The organism is uncultured Veillonella sp. (assembly GCF_900545795.1).
In the GTDB taxonomy this organism is placed as follows: Bacteria; Bacillota; Negativicutes; order Veillonellales; family Veillonellaceae; genus Veillonella_A.
Window position 1 is genome coordinate 1 of record NZ_URAR01000015.1, and the last position, 18,141, is coordinate 18,141.

The 18,141-nt window shown below is 37.9% G+C and carries 16 protein-coding genes; 14 read left to right on the forward strand and 2 right to left on the reverse strand.

What is annotated here, in order from left to right; all coding sequences use genetic code 11:
• Positions 1–57: 57 nt before the first annotated feature.
• Entirely contained in the window at positions 58–816 is a 759-nt protein-coding gene (locus QZR90_RS07395) for an IclR family transcriptional regulator (protein WP_295790353.1), read from the reverse strand.
• A gap of 361 nt (positions 817–1,177) precedes the next feature.
• Here QZR90_RS07395 and QZR90_RS07400 point away from each other — a divergent pair, with 361 nt between their 5' ends.
• The 11 genes from QZR90_RS07400 (at position 1,178) to QZR90_RS07450 (ending at position 13,472) form a co-directional block, all read left to right on the forward strand.
• Positions 1,178–3,148, forward strand: a complete 1,971-nt coding sequence (locus QZR90_RS07400; RefSeq protein ID WP_295790355.1) for a YjhG/YagF family D-xylonate dehydratase — start codon at positions 1,178–1,180, stop codon at positions 3,146–3,148.
• Positions 3,149–3,173: 25 nt separating this feature from the next.
• On the forward strand, positions 3,174–4,520 hold the full coding sequence (locus QZR90_RS07405) for a gluconate:H+ symporter (protein ID WP_295790356.1): 1,347 nt from the start codon (positions 3,174–3,176) through the stop codon (positions 4,518–4,520).
• Positions 4,521–4,598: 78 nt separating this feature from the next.
• Positions 4,599–5,492: a dihydrodipicolinate synthase family protein gene (locus QZR90_RS07410; RefSeq protein WP_295790358.1), complete on the forward strand. Its 894-nt coding sequence runs from the start codon at positions 4,599–4,601 to the stop codon at positions 5,490–5,492.
• Between the two features lie 576 nt (positions 5,493–6,068).
• The gene (locus QZR90_RS07415) at positions 6,069–6,653 is read left to right on the forward strand and encodes a hypothetical protein (RefSeq protein ID WP_295790360.1); all 585 of its coding nucleotides are present in this window, start codon (positions 6,069–6,071) and stop codon (positions 6,651–6,653) included.
• A 185-nt stretch (positions 6,654–6,838) separates the two neighbouring features.
• The gene (locus QZR90_RS07420; RefSeq protein ID WP_295790362.1) at positions 6,839–8,005 is read left to right on the forward strand and encodes an iron-containing alcohol dehydrogenase; all 1,167 of its coding nucleotides are present in this window, start codon (positions 6,839–6,841) and stop codon (positions 8,003–8,005) included.
• A gap of 266 nt (positions 8,006–8,271) precedes the next feature.
• Positions 8,272–8,970: a dihydrofolate reductase family protein gene (locus QZR90_RS07425; protein ID WP_295790365.1), complete on the forward strand. Its 699-nt coding sequence runs from the start codon at positions 8,272–8,274 to the stop codon at positions 8,968–8,970.
• 101 nt (positions 8,971–9,071) lie between these two features.
• A complete protein-coding gene (locus QZR90_RS07430) occupies positions 9,072–9,602 on the forward strand; it encodes a cysteine hydrolase family protein (protein WP_295790367.1) in 531 nt (176 codons plus the stop codon).
• 304 nt (positions 9,603–9,906) lie between these two features.
• Entirely contained in the window at positions 9,907–10,353 is a 447-nt protein-coding gene (locus tag QZR90_RS07435) for a MarR family winged helix-turn-helix transcriptional regulator (RefSeq protein WP_295790369.1), read from the forward strand.
• A gap of 154 nt (positions 10,354–10,507) precedes the next feature.
• Entirely contained in the window at positions 10,508–10,849 is a 342-nt protein-coding gene (locus QZR90_RS07440) for a multidrug efflux SMR transporter (protein WP_295790371.1), read from the forward strand.
• 304 nt (positions 10,850–11,153) lie between these two features.
• Positions 11,154–12,152: a uroporphyrinogen decarboxylase family protein gene (locus QZR90_RS07445; protein WP_295790372.1), complete on the forward strand. Its 999-nt coding sequence runs from the start codon at positions 11,154–11,156 to the stop codon at positions 12,150–12,152.
• A 138-nt stretch (positions 12,153–12,290) separates the two neighbouring features.
• Complete coding sequence (locus QZR90_RS07450) at positions 12,291–13,472, forward strand: Xaa-Pro peptidase family protein (RefSeq protein ID WP_295790374.1); 1,182 nt, start codon at positions 12,291–12,293, stop codon at positions 13,470–13,472.
• Positions 13,473–13,485: 13 nt separating this feature from the next.
• Here the strand turns inward: QZR90_RS07450 and QZR90_RS07455 are convergent, their stop codons facing one another.
• Positions 13,486–14,433, reverse strand: a complete 948-nt coding sequence (locus QZR90_RS07455) for a LysR family transcriptional regulator (RefSeq protein WP_295790375.1) — start codon at positions 14,431–14,433, stop codon at positions 13,486–13,488.
• A 148-nt stretch (positions 14,434–14,581) separates the two neighbouring features.
• On the opposite strand from QZR90_RS07455, the gene dcuC reads away from it, so the two are divergent.
• The 3 genes from dcuC to QZR90_RS07470 all read left to right on the forward strand — a co-directional run bounded on the left by dcuC (position 14,582) and on the right by QZR90_RS07470 (position 18,050).
• The gene (gene dcuC / locus QZR90_RS07460; protein ID WP_295790377.1) at positions 14,582–15,961 is read left to right on the forward strand and encodes a C4-dicarboxylate transporter DcuC; all 1,380 of its coding nucleotides are present in this window, start codon (positions 14,582–14,584) and stop codon (positions 15,959–15,961) included.
• A 131-nt stretch (positions 15,962–16,092) separates the two neighbouring features.
• Positions 16,093–17,376, forward strand: a complete 1,284-nt coding sequence (locus tag QZR90_RS07465) for a serine dehydratase subunit alpha family protein (protein ID WP_295790378.1) — start codon at positions 16,093–16,095, stop codon at positions 17,374–17,376.
• A gap of 317 nt (positions 17,377–17,693) precedes the next feature.
• The gene (locus QZR90_RS07470; protein WP_295790379.1) at positions 17,694–18,050 is read left to right on the forward strand and encodes a helix-turn-helix domain-containing protein; all 357 of its coding nucleotides are present in this window, start codon (positions 17,694–17,696) and stop codon (positions 18,048–18,050) included.
• The last annotated feature ends 91 nt before the right edge of the window (positions 18,051–18,141 follow it).

Consider the following 18,141-nt stretch of genomic DNA (forward strand, 5'->3'; position numbering starts at 1 on the left):
ACGGAAAAAACTGATAATTCAGCGAATGCCTTTGTGAGGTTATTTATGAGTTTCAACCTAGTCTGCTTTTAATAAATGTAAGCCTTCAATTTCTTCTTTTGCCTGTAAGAGCAAGCGTTTGATTTGTTCAATTTTTTCTGGATTACAAAGGAAGAGTGGCAAGCTAATACTCAAGGCTATGCGCCGCGTAGGAGTTAATAAAATAGGGGTGGCATAGCAGCATAAAAACTTAGTAATTTCTTCTGATTCAAAGGAAATATTCGTGCGTTGAATTTCCTGCAATTGCTGCCACAATACATGTATATCTGTAATTGTATTTGGGGTCATTTTTTCCAGGCCATCAGGGTAGAGCGTCTGTAACTCTTCAAAGCTATAGTGTGAAAGGAGCGCCTTGCCTAGGGCTGTAGCATGGGCAGGCAGTTTTTTACCTGTGTAGGAAATAATTTGAATGGGCATTTCCGTTTGTGGCGCTTCCTTGATTAGATATAAGATCTCCGTGCCCTCTAAAATACCCAATTGGCACATTTCATTAGACTCTTCTGTAATGCGCTTCATAATGCGTTTTACCTGAGGGATGAGCTCATTGGTTATATCGTAAGAGCTAGCAATGGCATGTAAGGAGAGGCCTAAAAAGTAGAGTCCCGTATGATTATCTAAATAGAGATAATTTTGAAAGGCCATTTCTTGTAAAATCGGTGAAATTGTGCTCTTGGGGATTTGTAATTGTTGGGAAATTTGAGTTAAGGTAAGGCCTTCAGGATGACCTGATACTAAATTGAATATGCTGAGTACACGCTCGGTTGGTTTGTGAAACATAATAATACATCCTTTGTTAGTTATATAGTTAATCTCTATTATAAGGGGGATTTACAAAATAGAACATAGCGACTTTACATTTTTCTTATGTATAAGTCGATGATTCTAACTCCTTTATGAGTTAGAATCGCCTGTCTAGTAGCTACTAGAGGAAGTCCGGAATATTTATAGTCTAATGATTCAAGATTTGCATAATACGGTAGAGTAATTTTTACAATCTCTTATTGACATAATACTTCATTTCTCGTATGATGTAAACATGAAGTACGGATATATGTTTATATAGTTCGTAAATACGGACAAAGATAAACTAAATTAAGTTAACACAGTTAATTTTATTTAAGTAAGGACAGGTGAGAGTATGGCTATCAAATCGTTATACGAAACAATTAATCAAGAGATTGAAGCAACAAAATTATCCATGAATGGTCCTAAAGGTGAACTACCTTTAACAGATACACTATTACGTGAATCTCCAAGTGGTAATTTATTCGGTATGACTGTTAATGCCGGTATGGGTTGGGATCCATCACAGCTTGCTAATGGCGACGTAATGTTAATTAGTACGCAAGGTGGTCTTAAAACTGAGGATCACACAGTAGCCGTTGGTTTACATAATGGTCATTTTGAATTATCTGATTTGATGACAGAAGCAGCTGATGCAGTGGCTGAACTAGGCTTTGTACCACATGCAGCATTCGTAACTGACCCATGTGATGGTCGTAGCCAAGGCACGATTGGTATGTTTGACTCTTTGCCATATCGTAATGATGCATCCATCGTAATGCGTCGTTTGATTCGCTCCTTACCAACTCGCAAAGCGACGATTGGTGTAGCTGGTTGTGATAAAGGCTTACCAGCTATGATGATGGCATTGGCTAGCATGCACAATGAGCCAACAATTCTAGTACCTGGTGGCGCTACATTGAAATCCAATGATGGTGAAGACCTTGGTACAGTACAAACAATCGGTGTTCGTTATGCAAATGATGAAATTTCTTTAGATTATGCAGCGTCCATGGGCTGTAAAGCTTGTGCATCTCCTGGCGGCGGTTGCCAATTCTTTGGTACAGCTGGTACATCTCAAGTCGTAGGCGAAGGCTTAGGCCTTTCCATTACACATTCCGCATTAGCTCCATCGGGCCAACAAGTATGGCGTGATATGGCGCGTATGTCTGCTAAAGCAGTTATGGACTTAGCAGCTCGTGGCATTACAACAAAAGACATTTTAACAGAAAAAGCTGTTGAAAATGCTATGGTAATCCATGCAGCATTTGGTGGTTCTACAAACTTACTTCTTCATTTACCAGCTATTGCTTATGCAGCTGGTTGTAAGAGCCCAAGCGTGGACGACTGGTCCCGCATTAATAAATTGGTTCCTCGTCTTGTTAGCGTATTGCCAATTGGCCCAGTTAACTATCCAACTGTATACGCTTACATGGCTGGTGGTGTTCCAGAAGTTATGCTTCATTTACGTAAGCTTGGCTTATTACACGAAGATGTGTTGACTGTAACTGGTAGCACATTAGGTGAAAACCTTGACTGGTGGGAACAATCCGAACGTCGTCAAGCATGCCGTGCGCATCTTGAAAAATCCGAAGGCGTATCACCAGATGAAGTTATCTTTACACCAGGTGAAGCGAAGAAACGCGGTATCGGTTCTACAGTAACATTCCCTAAAGGTAATATTGCGCCAGAAGGGGCTGTTGTAAAATCTACAGCTATTGACCCATCTGTTATTGACGATGATCATGTATTTAGACATACAGCGAAAGTAAAAGTATTTACTTCTGAAAAAGCAGCTATTGCAGCCTTAAAAGAAGTAGGTAAGATTGAAGCTGGCGATATTCTCATCGTTATGGGTGGCGGTCCAAAAGGTACTGGTATGGAAGAAACTTACCAATTAACATCCGCTTTAAAACATTTACCATATGGTAAACATGTATCCCTTATTACTGACGCTCGTTTCTCTGGCGTATCCACTGGTGCATGTTTCGGTCACGTAGGTCCTGAAGCCTTAGCTGGCGGTCCATTCGGTAAATTACAAGATGGCGATATTGTAGAAATTATCGTTGATACAGTAAATCTCGAAGGTAGCTTAAACTTCATTGGTCGTGAAGGGGAACTTGTGTCCTATGAAGAAGGCGCTAAGATTTTAGCAGAACGCCCAACTCGTGCAGATTTACATGAAGATGATGACTTGCCAGATGATACTCGTCTATGGGCTGCCCTTCAAGATGTAAGTGGTGGTACTTGGCAAGGTAATATTTACAATGTAGATAAAATTATAGAAGTACTTGAAGCAGGTAAGAAAGCTTTGGCTGAAAAATAATTGTCAACCATAGGAGGAGCTCATTATGCCTTTATTAATTACTGCCGCGGCAGTTGTACTACTGATATTTTTGATTTCAAAATGTAAAGTTAATACATTCATTTCACTTGTTATAGTATCGGCTTTGGCGGGGATTGCTTTCGGCATCCCCTTGCCAAAACTCCCTAATACCTTAGAAGCTGGTATGGGTGGCACATTAGGTCACATTGCATTAATCTTTGGCCTTGGTGCTATGCTTGGTCGCGTAATTGCTGATGCAGGCGGTGCGCAACGTATTTCCATGACTTTAATCGATAAGTTTGGGGAAAAGAAAATTCAATGGGCCATCGTAGTGGCATCCTTTATCGTAGGTATTGCCTTATTCTTTGAAGTAGGCCTTGTTCTCTTAATTCCAATCGTATTTACTATTTCTCGTCAAATGAAGGTGGCGCCTATCTATTTAGGTTTCCCAATGTTAGCATCTTTACTTGCTACACATTGCTTCTTGCCACCACATCCAGGTCCTACAGTTATTGCTGGGGAATATGGCGCTGATATGGGTAGCGTTCTTTTATATGGTATTTTAATCGCCATTCCTACAGTTATTATTACAGGTCCTATTTTCACTAAAATTGTAAAAGGCTATATGCCAGGTGTATTTGAAAAAGCTGGGGATATTACGGGTCTTGGAGATCCTAAATTCTTCACTGATGAAGAAATGCCAGGCTTTGGTATTAGTATCTTAACGGCTATGTTACCAGTTATCTTGATGATTTTCGCTACAGTAGCTAATATTGCTAGAGATATTGGTCATCTTGAAAGCCCACTATTATTAGAAATTGTAAACTTCTTAGGTAATCCATCCATCGCTATGCTTGTATCGATTATCTTTGCTATCTATGTATTGAGTCTTCGTCGTGGCACACCAATTAAAGAAGTTATGAATTCTTGTTCTAAAGCAATCGCTTCCATTGGTATGATGCTTCTTATCATCGGCGGTGGCGGGATTTTCAAACAAATCCTTATCACTGGTGGTGTAGGTACTTACATTGCATCCATGTTCCATGGCACATCCATTTCACCAATCTTATTTGCTTGGACAGTAGCTGCCATTTTACGTATCTCCTTAGGTTCTGCAACAGTAGCAGCTTTATCTACAGCAGGTTTAGTAGTGCCAGTATTGGCCACTGCTGATGCGAATCTTGCGTTAGTTACTTTGGCAACTGGTGCTGGTAGTACCATTGCATCTCATGTAAATGATGCTGGCTTCTGGATGGTAAAAGAATATTTTGGTTTAAGCTTAAAAGAAACATTTGCTACTTGGACTGTATTGTCTACGATTGCATCTATCTCGGGTTTAGTATTCGTACTCGTATTAGATATGTTTGTATAAATAAATTGACAGGAAGGTGCAGGTACATACCTGTACCTTTCATTTTTGAATCACCGCGATATTTAGGAGGAGATTATTATGTTTAAAGGTGTGTATTCGCCAGTCATTACCATATTAAATGATGAGGGTAAATTAGATGTGCGCGCTATGGAGCAACATGTGGAGCATTTAGCTGCTTCTGGCTTACATGGTTTACTATTCTTAGGTAGCTTAGGGGAATTTTATAGCTTCTCCTTTGAAGAAAAGAAAGAAATTATTGATTTAGCAGTTAAAGTGGTGAACGGCCGTTGCCAAGTTATCATTGGCGTAGGTGGCACATCTTTAGATGAAGTCATTGCCTTAGCGTCCTATTGTGAAACAGCTGGTGTAGATGCATTAAACATCGTTTCTCCATACTATTTTGGGCCAACTCCTAAGGCGGCTGTAGCATATTTTGGCAAGATTGCAGAAGCTACGTCCTTGCCAATTATGTTATATAACTTCCCAGATCGTGTAGGCACTGACTTGACTCCAGATGTAGTGGCAGAGCTTGCTAAGACGCATAAAAATATCGTAGGCATTAAGGATACAGTAGACAATATTAGTCATACGCGCCGTTTAATCCGCGCTGTTAAGGCTGTAAATCCTGAGTTCAGTGTACTCTCTGGTTTTGATGAGTACTATGCGGTGAATCGTTTCTCCGGTGGGGATGGCACGTTAACTGGCTTAACTAATGTAACACCAGAAACATTTGTGGCTCTTCATAAGGCTTATGAAGAAAAGGACTTCGAAACCTTAGAAGCTTGTGCTAGCAAAATTGCTAAATTAATGAGCTTGTATGAAGTAACTGATTTATTTATTGTGGCGATTAAAGCAGCAGTTAAATTACGTGGTCTTGAAATGAGTACCTTTACTAAGGCGCCAGGCCTTCCAATTACAGCTGCAGAAGAACAAAAAGTAGCTGACATTTTAAAAGAAGTAGGCTTAATCTAAATAAGCGAAGTGAGTTTAATTTAGATGAGCATAGTGAGTTTAATTTAGATGAGTGCAGTGAGCTTAATTTAGATTAGTACAGTGGGTTTGATTAATCTAAATAAGTGTATTATAAGTGCATTGGGTCTAAACTAAATATAAGCAGCATGTTATCTCCCATGAGATTTGCTATAAAGTTTAAATAATAAACTGTAGCTCAATCTCTGGTGCGGATAATGTGCTGCTTTTTTCTTTGTAAAGCTAAGTTGATGTAATTTAGGGATATTGTAGTTCTAAAGGAGCGGATACTGTTTCTTTGCCTTTGTAAAACGGTATTGTTACGGCATAGTGAGGCTATATTTCCTTGTAAACGTTGATGTGATATATACTCCCATAAAAAATAGAAGGACTTTTGAGTTTATATATCGAATTGTTTATATATAGGCCTTAGATATTTTATGTGTTTAGATCTGTAGGTTTAGTGATAAAGATATAAAGTCAGTGGTATACATAAAAGTTAGTTGCAAAAATAAATTGCGCATAATGTATACGAAGAAAATTATATACGAGAAGAGGATAATTTTAAGGAGGTACAGCATGAAAAAGCAATGGATTACAGCGATGGTTTTAGCCGCACTATTTGCCGTAGGGGCAGATGCAAGTGCAACGGTAAGCGCACAGAGTGTGCATGGTCAAATTACTGATTCAGCGCGCCCAGGCCGTTGGTATGGGGCAGATGTAGCGGCGCAGGAGCTAGTTGTAGCAGGTGTTCCTATGGGGGTAAAATTTGATGCTATTGTAAAAAGCTTAGGTACGCCTACTAAAATTAATTATTTGCCTGGTAATGGGCCGCTATCTTCTTTAGAATATGGTGGTATAAAGTATATAGCCATGCCTAGAGAAGATTATGTAACTATGATTGAAATTACTAATCGCGATGCCACGACAGCGCGTGGTATTGCCGTAGGCGATAGCATTGCGCGGGTGCAAGAGGTATATGGACAGCCTTTAATGGTATCTTCTCGGAATTGGAATAATGAATATTTTGAGCCTAGTTGGTTCTATGGACACTTATACATGGGCAGTGAGTACATAAAGGGCATTTGGTTTGCCAATGATGGAAAAAAAGTAACGCGTATTATCGTGTTGGATGGGATTACTAATTTTGAAACTAAGGAATAATAGGTAGTGAATAATAGGCCGTATTTTTTAGGGGCTCAATACAGTTGATGAACTACGCAATAAGTTGACGAATATGGCTTGACTTGAAGTTGACTTCAAGGTGTATGCTTAATTCATAAACGATTTATTGTATGGTGTATAGCGAATTGCTATATAATTTTATAATGCATACTAAGGAGGCATTTATGTTAGGTACATTTACGTATGACAATCCAACCCGCATTCATTTCGGGGAAAATTCCTTACAGGCTTTAAATCAGGAGTTACCTAATTTTGGTGATACTGTATTACTTGTTTATGGTGGCGGCTCCATTAAAAAATCAGGTCTTTATGACAAAGTTGTAGAGATTTTAAAGGCTAATGGCAAGACGATTGTAGAAGATGCTGGGGTTATGTCTAATCCAACATCTGATAAGTTAAATGAAGGGGTAGCGCGTGCGAGAGCAGGTAAAGCAGATTTCATTTTAGCTGTTGGTGGCGGCTCTGTTATTGACTATGCAAAAGCAGTGTCTGTATCGATTCACTGTGAGGAAGATCCATGGGAAAAATATTTCGAACGCATGGAAGATGTAGATTGTGAAATCGTGCCAGTTGGTTCCGTTCTTACTATGGTTGGTACAGGCTCTGAAATGAATGGTGGCTCTGTTATTACCAATCATGACAAAAAATTAAAAATTGGTCATGTTTTTGGCTCCAATGTATTCCCTAAATTCTCTATTTTAGACCCAATTTATACCTATACATTGCCAAAATACCAAATGGTAGCAGGTTTCTTTGATATTATGTCTCATTTATTAGAGCAATACTTCTCCGGTACTGATGACAATACATCGGATTATGTAATTGAAGGTTTATTGCGTTCCTTGATTCACAGCGCGCGTATTGCTGTAGAAAATCCTAAGGATTATGAAGCACGTAGTAATATTATGTGGACGGCTACTTGGGCGCTCAACACCTTTACTCATATGGGTAAACCAGGTGACTGGATGGTGCATATGTTAGGTCAGGCTGTAGGTGCGTATACTGATGCTACTCATGGTATGACATTAGCGGCTGTATCCTTGCCATATTATAAGCATATTTTAAAAGAAGGCTTGCCTAAATTTAAACGTTATGCTATCAATGTATGGAACGTAGATCCAGCTGGCAAATCTGATGAGGAAATCGCCTTAGAGGGCCTTGCTGAAATGGAAAAGTACATGAAGGAAATCGGCGTAGTTATGAACTTAACTGACTTAGGTACTACCCCTGAAATGATTGAAGGCATTGCAGATGCCACATTCATTTTAGATAGCGGTTATAAGAAGTTAACTCGTGACGAAGTGGTGGACGTATTAAAAGCAAGCCTATAATATGGAACAATGATTAGGATGCTTCAGTGTATTATTATGATGCGTTGAATGCTTATACACTCGTATATTGAGTAAGTTTTATAAGCTCGATGAGTTTATAATAATGTACAATATAATATATGGTGTAGATTTTGTACACCTAATATAAGGCACCTAAGAAACATATAAGTAACACATAAGTAACATATAAAGAAAGCACTCCCATAAGGGGTGCTTTCTTACTAGAAGGGATGATAAAGATGGAACGGCCGTATATTGTATGTCATATGATGACATCATTGGATGGAAAAATCATGGGGAATTTTTTTGAAACGCCTGAGGCAACTAAAGCAGGTGAGGTATTTGACAATATAATCTTTGGAGAGACGCCCTATTACGAGGTTGATGCTTGGATGTGTGGTCGTGTTACAACGGATGATAATTTTACCTTTTATAAGAAGCCCGATTTAGATGAACAGGCTCCACCTGTTCCAGCTGGTGATTTTGTAGTGCCTAAAAAAGAGAGATTTTTCTATGTCAATGTAGATGGCTCAGGCAAGCTCGGTTGGACTGAAAATACAATTGAATATGCTGGAGCAAGAGCACAAGTGCTTGAGATTCTTACAGGAAAGGCAAGTAATGCGTATAAAGCCTTTTTGAGAAAACTCAATATTCCTTATATTATTGCCGGTGAAATAGATTTGGATGCAGTCTTAGCTATGAAGAAACTTAAGGACTTATTTGGAATTGAACGCCTTATGCTAGGTGGAGGCGGCATTATTAACTGGACCTTCTTACAAGCGGGACTTTGTGATGAAGTTAGCCTTATTATTACGGCCGCTGCTGATGGCTCTATGAAGACTCCGTCCTTATTTGATGCACCAGAAGGCCTTGCTACAGATGAGCCTAAGCGATTTGAGTTGATTGATGTTGCTGTTAAGGCTGGCGGATCATTGTGGGCACGTTATAAGGTCGTTAATGAGTAGTAGCTAATAAGCTTCCGAATGGTATATAATAGCTGTACATATAGAAATACGTTTGAATTACTAGTTGTTGGCGGTTAAATGTGGTGTAGGAGGCGAATTACATGGCGCATCAGGTTTTAGTTGTTGTAGATATGCAAAATGATTTTATTACAGGTTCACTTGGTTCGCCCACAGCGGAGGCAATTGTGAGCCAAGTGGCAGATAAAATCCGCAATTTTGAAGGTCTTATTTTTTATACTTTAGATACACATGATGAAGGATATTTAGAGTCTCAAGAAGGCAAAAATTTACCAGTGTCTCATTGCGTGGAAGGGACTCCTGGCTGGGAACTAGCATCTCAGATTGTTGAGGCTAAGCCAATTCAGGCTGAATATGTGTATTGTAAAGGTCAATTTGGCTCAGTTGAGTTAGCTGAAGATTTGCGTGATCTTCATGATATGGAAGGTATTGACTCCATAGAACTAGTGGGCTTATGTACCGATATTTGTGTAGTATCGAATGCCATGCTCTTGAAAGCCTTTTTGCCAGAAGTGCCAGTTATAGTAGATGCTTCTTGTTGTGCTGGCGTATCTACAGAGACTCATGAGGCCGCATTGACAACAATGAAGACTTGTCAAATTATAGTTAAATAAATAATAGGAATATATATATATTGAAGGTTAAAGACGAATCGAATAGATTCAGAATATAAAAACTCTATGGTGTAGGAATATAAATGTATATATTTATATAGAGTAATATATTGGAGTATATAAAGTAATGAAGTAAAGGGCAGCCCTAAAGGGGGCTGCTTTTTTCTTTTGATAAATAAAAAACTCGGTTTAAAAATTTTTTTATAGTCCTAAATCATACCTCTTTACATTAGTCCGATTTTGTACTATAATAGATTCTGTTAGAAATTCATAGTACGAATTAGGACTAAATGGGAGGTCGCTTATGAAAAGTTTATATCATGAGCAAGTGTTAGCTATAGGTAGTTATTTTGGGCAATTAAATGAGTTATATAGTCAATGGGCAAAGCGCCATGGTTTGACCTACAATAAGGTGGCTATTTTTTATACATTACATCATCAAGAATGGGGCACACAGAGTCAAGTGTGTCGCGAGTGGGGGATTTCAAAACAAACCTTATCGACCATTTGTAAAGAAATGGAACGCGAAGGGTATATTAGTTATGATGTGCCTCATGCAGATAAGCGTGAGAAACTAATGCGTCTTACAGCTAAAGGGCGCGATGTTATTGGCCCACATATGGAAGAGTTAGAGACCATAGAGAATAATTCATTAGATGCCATTGGCAATAATCGTATTGAATCTATGTTAGATACTATGCATCGATTTTTAGTGCATTTCTCTGAAGAAAGTGCGAAGTTTGAAAATTAATCAGTACAGATTGAAAATTGAGCATAAATTGTAAATTACTATATTACGTATTTACAATAAAATCAAATATAAAAAATTCAGTACTAAAGATAAATACTCAATATTAACGATTAAAATTTAATTATATAAGAATAAAGTAAAAAGAAACAAGTGTATGGAGGATATGATGTTAACAGGTTATATATTATTGGCGATTGCCATTGCAGTAGAGATTTTCTCTACATCTATGTTGAAATTATCAGCAGGTTTTACTCGTTTAGTGCCTAGTATTGTTTTTGTAGTAGGTATGAGTTTATCTTTCTTCGCCATGGGCCGTGCATTATTGTCCTTGCCGCTTAGTATTGCCTATGCAGTTTGGGCAGGGGTGGGGACAGCGCTTACAGCATTGCTTGGTGTTATCCTTTGGAAAGAAGAATTATCCATGACGGCTGTAGCTGGCATTGGTTTAATTGTAGTAGGCGTAGTTCTTTTAAATTTAAAAGGCCCTGCACACTAATTTATTTTGACAAGTAAATACCTAACAAAAGAATAATCAATAATATTAAAGAGTATCATCTATGAATACCTAAGATTGGGAGTTAGATCATATATAACGACTTGTATATGACCGCTCTAAGTTGAGGTAATAGATGATACTCTTTTTTCATGTTAACAGGTGTTTGCCTGTTGATGAACTAAAAATAACAGTTAGACGGACAAAGTAAACATATCCTATGATTAAGCTAGAAAAGTTTATAGTTTTATATTTTTAGAGGTTGAATATAAGACTTTTAACATGTGTCCCAAAGGGGGTAAAGCTGATGACTAAAAAAGAGTTAGTTAAAGCGGCCATACAAGGCGAGCAATTGAAGACCATTCCATATGCTATATGGAGTCATATGCCTGATGTTGACCGTGATGTGCCGGCTATTGTTCAACGTACCTATGATTTTTACAAAGCCTATGATGTAGATATCATAAAAACTATGAATAATGGTATGTACAGTGTGGAAGATTTTGGTTGTGAAATTGATTTTTCCGAAGTAGCTAAAGGTGGCGTAGCAAAGGTTGTGAGCACGCCAATTAAGAGCGGTGAAGATTGGCTTAAGGTAAAAGAAGTATCAATTGAACAAGGGGCTTTAAAGCGTGAGTTAACGTATTTAAGTGAACTGTTAGCAAAATTAGACGGTGAAGAAGTACCAGTCGTATTTACTGTATTTAGCCCTGTAACTACAGCTAATAAACTTTGTGGAGGCAAATTATTAGACTATGTAGAGCAAGGGTATAAGGCTGAAATTCACGAAGCTTTAAAAGAAATTACAAAAACAACTGTGAAATTAGTTGAAAAGGCTATCGAGCTAGGGGCGGATGGTATTTTCTTGGCTTCCCAAATGTGTTCCTATCAAATTTGTAAAGAAGAATGCTATCAAGAGTTTGGGGCACCTTATGATATAGACGTTATAAAAGCGTCTAAAGGATGGTGTAATATCTTACATTCTCATGGCACTAATATTATGTTCGACCTACTTAAAGAATATCCAGTGCAAATTTTTAACTGGCATGCGTGGGAAACGTTACCATCTGTTGAAGAAGTGAGCTGCTTTGTAGGTAAAGCACTTATGGGTGGTATTGATCGTATGGATATTACTAATGGTAATAAAAATGAAGTACGCCATCAAATTTATGAAACTATAAAACAAACTAAAGGGCGTCATTTAATCTTAGCGCCTGGCTGTGTTATTAGACATCCTTTAAATGAAGAAATGCTATCCTTTGTCAAAAAAGTAAAGGATGAAGTTGAAAAAATACTATTGGCGTAACACTCTTGAAAAGGTACAATAATTAATGAAGAAGGAAAGACTATAAATAATATATTTCAGTGATCCACATCATTCTGGAATGATATAAAAGTAGTAGTGTTTTACTTATTAACATTGTTATCTTAAGGAGCTTTGAGAATGAATAAACAGGGGTATTTTAAAGAGAGAATTAAGCATTTTAGCCAATTGATGGAGGCTAAAAATGTAGATGTAACTATAGTGATAAAACCAGAGCATGTTATGTATTATAGCGGCTTTAATCCTATTATTAATTCTCATCCTGTTTTTTTCGTTATAACTAAGGAGGCCGAGTCTTTTTTACTAGTGCCTGCCTTACGCAAAGCACATGCACAAAAAGAAGCCGCCATTGATGATATTAAGGCCTATGGCATGTGGGGACGAGTTGAGTCCTTAGGAGCCATCCCTTTTGAGGTCCTTCGACAATTATTTACAGCCAAACAGTTGCGAATAGGTATTGAATCAACTTATATGACAGTGGATTTCTTTAATGACCTACAAACGGCATTTAAGAGTGCTACATTAGTGTCCATTAGTGAACTTATTGAGTCGCAAAAGATTATTAAAGATGCGTATGAAATTGAACTCATTCGCAAAGCGTCACAAATTGTAGACTGTGGGACGATGGCTATTATTGAAGAGTTACAAGCAGGCAAGAGTGAAATGGAAGCTTGTACAGAAGCACAATATGCCATGCGCATGCTGTGGCAGCAAAAGTTTAGCGCGCATGAAACTTGTGGTTATGGCACAGCTGATGGGGGCATGATTGATAGTCTTTTTGCTTGGTGCTTATCTAATGAGCGCATTGCGTATGGCTGTGATACAGCTAAAAATTACTATGTGAAATCTGGGGATATTACACTTCCCATGACTTGGGCTAAACTCGATGGATATCATGCAGAAAATGAACGGACTCTGTTGGTAGGGGCGGTGGACTCCTTGAAAGAAACAGCCTATACAGCTATGTTAGAAGCGCGCGAAGCTGTATTTAAGATTTTGCAACCTAAGGTGAGTTGTGGACAGCTATATGATGTGGCTGCTCATTGTTTTAGCGAAGCTGGCTTCGGTCATATTTTGCCAGGGCGCATAGGGCATGGCATTGGTGCTTCCGCTCATGAACACCTTTCGCTTAATCGGGGCAATGAGGACATATTAAAACCTGGCATGGTAATTAGTATTGAGCCAGGTTTAATGGATCCATCTTGGGGTGGTGTGAGACATTCTGATACGGTCTTAATCACGGAGACGGGCTATGAAGTTTTAACAAAATCTCCTGCAGGTGAGCTTAGATTAACTATCTAGTTAGAATTCTAATTTAATAAATTATGGAAGGTACACCATTGCTCAGGGATTGTTTGGTAATTTTTATGAATGCATTAATCGCTTCATTTTGGTGCAATGTAGATTGGTAGTTGATGGCGATTTGTTGGGGTTCATGATGTGGTAATGGAATTACAACATGTTTATCCCAAAATGGATAGGCGCTGCAACTAATCAAGGTTTCTGGGCAGAACATAAAACCCATGCCAAAATGACACATGGCCATCATTGTCCCTACATTACGTAAAGTTAGAGCTATATTAGGCTTAATCTTATGAGCGGTTAAGAATTTTGCATTAAACTGTCCGATCGATGTATTGTCTGTCATGGTGATAAAAGGGCAAGTTTTGATGATATCAAATATAAAGTCTATATCATTTTTATGATTAGTAATATAACCTCTATTAGGATAATGAGCTTCTAAAATCTTTTTAGCTATAACTAGATGAATGGGATCTTTATATAAAGGAATGGTTTTAATATTAGCTTGGTTTGTGATTTCATAACCTATGGAGAGCTCCACCTTACCTTTTAATAATGCTTCATTTACTTCTGGCGTAGTGCCTTCAAATAAAGTCACTTTTGTCAGTGGATAGCGGCGTTGGAACTCAGCAATGATAGGGGGCAATAAATATTGACCTCGTGCATAGGTTGTACCAATGGTAATAGATGCAGGCACCATAGTCTTTAGAGTCCAGATGGCATCTTCAAGATTTTGTTGCTTTTCAAGAATATCTTGGGCATAACTTTTTAAGAGTATACCGGCAGGTGTAATTTTAAGTGGAGGACCATACTCAAAAAGGGAAATGCCTAAATCATTTTCAATCTTTTTGATATGTCCGCTCAGTGATTGTTGTGTAATGTGAAGCTTTTTAGCCGCATTGTTGAAGTTTAATTCATTAGTGAGGACAAGAAAGTATTTTAAGTTTAAGAAGCTAATCAAAAGGGCACCTCCTAAAGTCGGTTTTTAGATTAATTTTGGACATAGTTTTATCATCATACTTATAGTAATATATATTACTATAAGTATATAAAAAACAAGGGTCTTTTTAAAGTTAGATCCATTTTAAAAATGCAAAGGAGGCATTTTTATGAACATTCTGATAACTTTAATTGTCATGGTAGTGGTCGGCTTTGCTATCATAAAAAAAGTTAAGCCGCAGACTATTTTAGTAATGGGTGGTATATTTTTAATGGTTCTAGCCTTTTTAATGGGATATAAAACATCCTTTATTACAGGCAAGATGGTAAGCACAGGCTCGCCAATGTTTGATATGTTCGGCTATATTAAATATACCTTGGCATCTGATATTTCAACTATCGGTCTAAGTATTATGTGTGGTGCTGGTTTTGCGAAGTATATGGACCATATTGGGGCCAGTGCGCGACTTGTAAAGATATCATTACATCCGTTACAACGTATGAACTCGCCATATTTAATTAATGCTTTGGGTTTTGCTGTATGTATGCTTATGTCCTTGACGATTCAAAGTGCGTCTGCATTATCCATGTTGACGATGGTAACGATTTATCCAATTATTACACGCCTTGGTGTAAGTAAGGTGGCGGCGACATCAGCTATTGCTACAGGTCATTTATTAGATTGTGGTCCAGCAGCAGCTACTAGCCAAGTAGTAGAACGTTTATCTCATTATGGGATTAATAAATTTTTCGTAGAACATCAATTGCCAGTTTATTTTATTGCCTTAGTAGCCGTAACTATTACTCATTTCTTCTGGCAAAAATACATGGATAAACGCGATGGTATCGTAGCTGGAGAAGAAGGCAGCATTGATCAAGATAAAATTAAAGGCGATGTGGCAACACCTCCAGGACCATGGATTTACGCTATTTTACCATGTGTACCATTAGCTCTTATTATTATTTATAGTGAATATGTGTATAAATCCATTAAAATTGATATTATTGTGGCTATGTTAATTAGCTTTGCAGTGGCAATGATTTGCGAATTTATTCGCTATCGAGATTTCAAAAAAGTATCCAAGAGTATTGAAGTGTTCTTTAAAGGCATGGGCAATATGTTTGCTGTAACCGTGTCCTTAATCGTAGCAGCTGAAGTATTTGCTTATGGTATTAAATCTATGAATTTCGTAAGTGATATCGTAGGTATTACTCAAACAGCTGGCTTTGGTTTGACTCCAATTACAATTGGTATGGGCGTATTAATCGCTTTAGTAAGTGCCGTAACTGGTTCTGGCGTAGCGGCTTTCGTATCCTTTGCTTCTTTGATTCCAAGTTTCGTAGAAGGCTTTGGCGGCAATATGATTGTTATTTTACAATTACTACAAAATGTGGCCAGTCTATCTCGTCTTATCTCCCCGGTAGCAGCTGTCATCGTAATTGTAGCCGGTATCTCTGGCGTATCCCCAGTAGCTATTGTTAAACGTAACTCTGTGCCAGTATTAGTAGGCTTTATTGTATCTACCATTAGTGTACTCGTTATGTTCTAAATATAGATACTATAGTATTAATAGGTTATTTACTTTATAGGCTATAACATGATAGATTATACTATGCTATACATTTCAAGCTAATACAATTGTAAGAGGATTGATTCTGTGGTTTTAATTGGAGGTCTAGAGTGGAACAAAATTTATATAATGCCTATGTGTCAATTCTTGAGAGAGAGTTAGTGGTTGCCTTAGGTTGTACTGAACCGATTGCTATTGCCTTTGCCTGTGCTAAAGTACGTGATGTATTAGGCACTATGCCAACGCAAATAGATGTACATTGTAGTGGCAATATTATTAAGAATGTAAAAGGCGTAACGGTACCTCATTCTGATGGAAAAAAAGGTATTGCTGTGGCTGCTATTTTAGGGCTCTTAACCGGTCATAGTGAGCGTGGTTTAGCTGTATTAGAAGGCGTTAAAAATGAAGACTTAGCTGTTTGTGAAGAATTGCTTGAAGCTAATATGTGTAATATAGAAATTGTAGAAAATGTGCCTAATCTATATATTCGTGTAGTAGCTAAGACTTCAGAGCATACAGTGGAATTAATTATTAAGGACACTCATTCTAACATTGTCTTTATTAAGCAAGACGATGAAGTGCTTTTTAGCGAAGATGTAACAGACAGTGCTAAAGGTACTAAGCAGGACTTAAAGTCCTTACTTAATGTGGCAGACATTCTAGAGTTTGCTCGTACTGTAGATTTAGAATTAGTTAAGCCTGTATTAAGCAAGCAGATTGAACATAATCTGAATATTGCGGAAGAAGGGCTAGCGAACTCTTATGGTGCTAGAGTGGGGCAAACTATACGAGATCACCAAGCTGATACAGTATATAATAAAGCTAGAGCGTATGCTGCAGCTGGTTCAGATGCGCGCATGAGTGGTTGTCCATTGCCGGTAGTTATTAATTCGGGCAGTGGTAATCAAGGTATTACTGTGTCCTTGCCAGTAATTATTTATGTAAAAGAACATGGCATTAGCGAAGAGATGCTATATAGAGCACTCGTAGTAAGTAATTTAATTGCTTTACACCAAAAGCGGTATATAGGTAGTTTATCCGCCTATTGTGGTGCAGTTAGCGCTGCTTGTGGCAGTGCTTGTGGCATTGGCTTTTTAGAAGGCTTAGATTACGAAGGCATTAGCGATGTCATTACGAATACAATTGCCACAGTAGGTGGCATGGTATGTGATGGTGCTAAGCCATCCTGTGCTTCGAAAATTGCCGTAGCATTAGAATCTGCCTTCCTTGGTTTAGAAATGGCTAAGAATCAACGGGGCTTTAAACCAGGTGAAGGATTAGTTAAAGACACTATCGAAGAAACGATAGCTTGTGTAGGCAATATGGGCCGTGTAGGCATGTATAGCACAGATGTGCAAATTTTGAATCTTATGCTCGATAAAGTAGAGCTATAGATATACTATCTCTTAACTTAGAAAACTTCCTTTAAGGTGACTTATCTTAGATGTTTAATCTATGATATGATGTCTCTTAGAGGAAGTTTTTGCTTTATAGTATTATGATTGATTTAATCAGCCTGTGTGAAATAGATTCAGTTGGGATGGAGTATAATATTGTTATGAACGACTTACTAAAATTGGGCACAATAGCTTGAATTTGTTATAGAATATAATATTATATTCTGTTATATAATTATGAATGATTTTATAGGACCAGGTATATTATCTTAAGTTTGTTTGGGGGATATGTGAAAGCGGAAAGGATGCCATGTATGACAAAACGTGTTTATAATATTGGGGTTGAGGCGACTATGGATGTAATTGGTGGTAAGTGGAAGCCCATTATTTTATGTAACTTACGGCATGGCACATTGCGGCCGAGTGACTTAAAGCGCAAGATCCCTGATATTAGTCAAAAAATGTTAACGCAAATGCTTAGAGAATTGGAAGAGGCTAATATTGTAGAGCGCAAAGTATATAATGAAGTGCCGCCCCGTGTAGAGTATTCCCTTAGCGCCTATGGCGAGTCTTTAGGATCGGTTCTTGATGGACTTTGCAGTTGGGGTGTTATGCATGTAAAACATTTACAAGAAGAAGGTAAGGATGTAGAGTTATTAGGAAATGCTTAAGAAATAAAGCGATTAGTGCATGCGTAAAAAGTAAAGTTACTAGTATATGCATAAGGTGTAGTGCAACTGAAGAATGTGCAAGAGATAAATC

What these genes read in the sequence shown, in the direction of transcription:
- QZR90_RS07415 (WP_295790360.1), top strand. Translation starts at nt 6,069, where the DNA reads ATGAAAAAGCAATGGATTACAGCGATGGTTTTAGCCGCACTATTTGCC.
- QZR90_RS07430 (WP_295790367.1), top strand. Translation starts at nt 9,072, where the DNA reads ATGGCGCATCAGGTTTTAGTTGTTGTAGATATGCAAAATGATTTTATT.
- QZR90_RS07450 (WP_295790374.1), top strand. Translation starts at nt 12,291, where the DNA reads ATGAATAAACAGGGGTATTTTAAAGAGAGAATTAAGCATTTTAGCCAA.
- QZR90_RS07445 (WP_295790372.1), top strand. Translation starts at nt 11,154, where the DNA reads ATGACTAAAAAAGAGTTAGTTAAAGCGGCCATACAAGGCGAGCAATTG.
- QZR90_RS07470 (WP_295790379.1), top strand. Translation starts at nt 17,694, where the DNA reads ATGACAAAACGTGTTTATAATATTGGGGTTGAGGCGACTATGGATGTA.
- QZR90_RS07410 (WP_295790358.1), top strand. Translation starts at nt 4,599, where the DNA reads ATGTTTAAAGGTGTGTATTCGCCAGTCATTACCATATTAAATGATGAG.
- dcuC (WP_295790377.1), top strand. Translation starts at nt 14,582, where the DNA reads ATGAACATTCTGATAACTTTAATTGTCATGGTAGTGGTCGGCTTTGCT.
- QZR90_RS07400 (WP_295790355.1), top strand. Translation starts at nt 1,178, where the DNA reads ATGGCTATCAAATCGTTATACGAAACAATTAATCAAGAGATTGAAGCA.
- QZR90_RS07435 (WP_295790369.1), top strand. Translation starts at nt 9,907, where the DNA reads ATGAAAAGTTTATATCATGAGCAAGTGTTAGCTATAGGTAGTTATTTT.
- QZR90_RS07420 (WP_295790362.1), top strand. Translation starts at nt 6,839, where the DNA reads ATGTTAGGTACATTTACGTATGACAATCCAACCCGCATTCATTTCGGG.
- QZR90_RS07395 (WP_295790353.1), bottom strand. Translation starts at nt 816, where the DNA reads ATGTTTCACAAACCAACCGAGCGTGTACTCAGCATATTCAATTTAGTA.
- QZR90_RS07440 (WP_295790371.1), top strand. Translation starts at nt 10,508, where the DNA reads ATGGAGGATATGATGTTAACAGGTTATATATTATTGGCGATTGCCATT.
- QZR90_RS07425 (WP_295790365.1), top strand. Translation starts at nt 8,272, where the DNA reads ATGATGACATCATTGGATGGAAAAATCATGGGGAATTTTTTTGAAACG.
- QZR90_RS07405 (WP_295790356.1), top strand. Translation starts at nt 3,174, where the DNA reads ATGCCTTTATTAATTACTGCCGCGGCAGTTGTACTACTGATATTTTTG.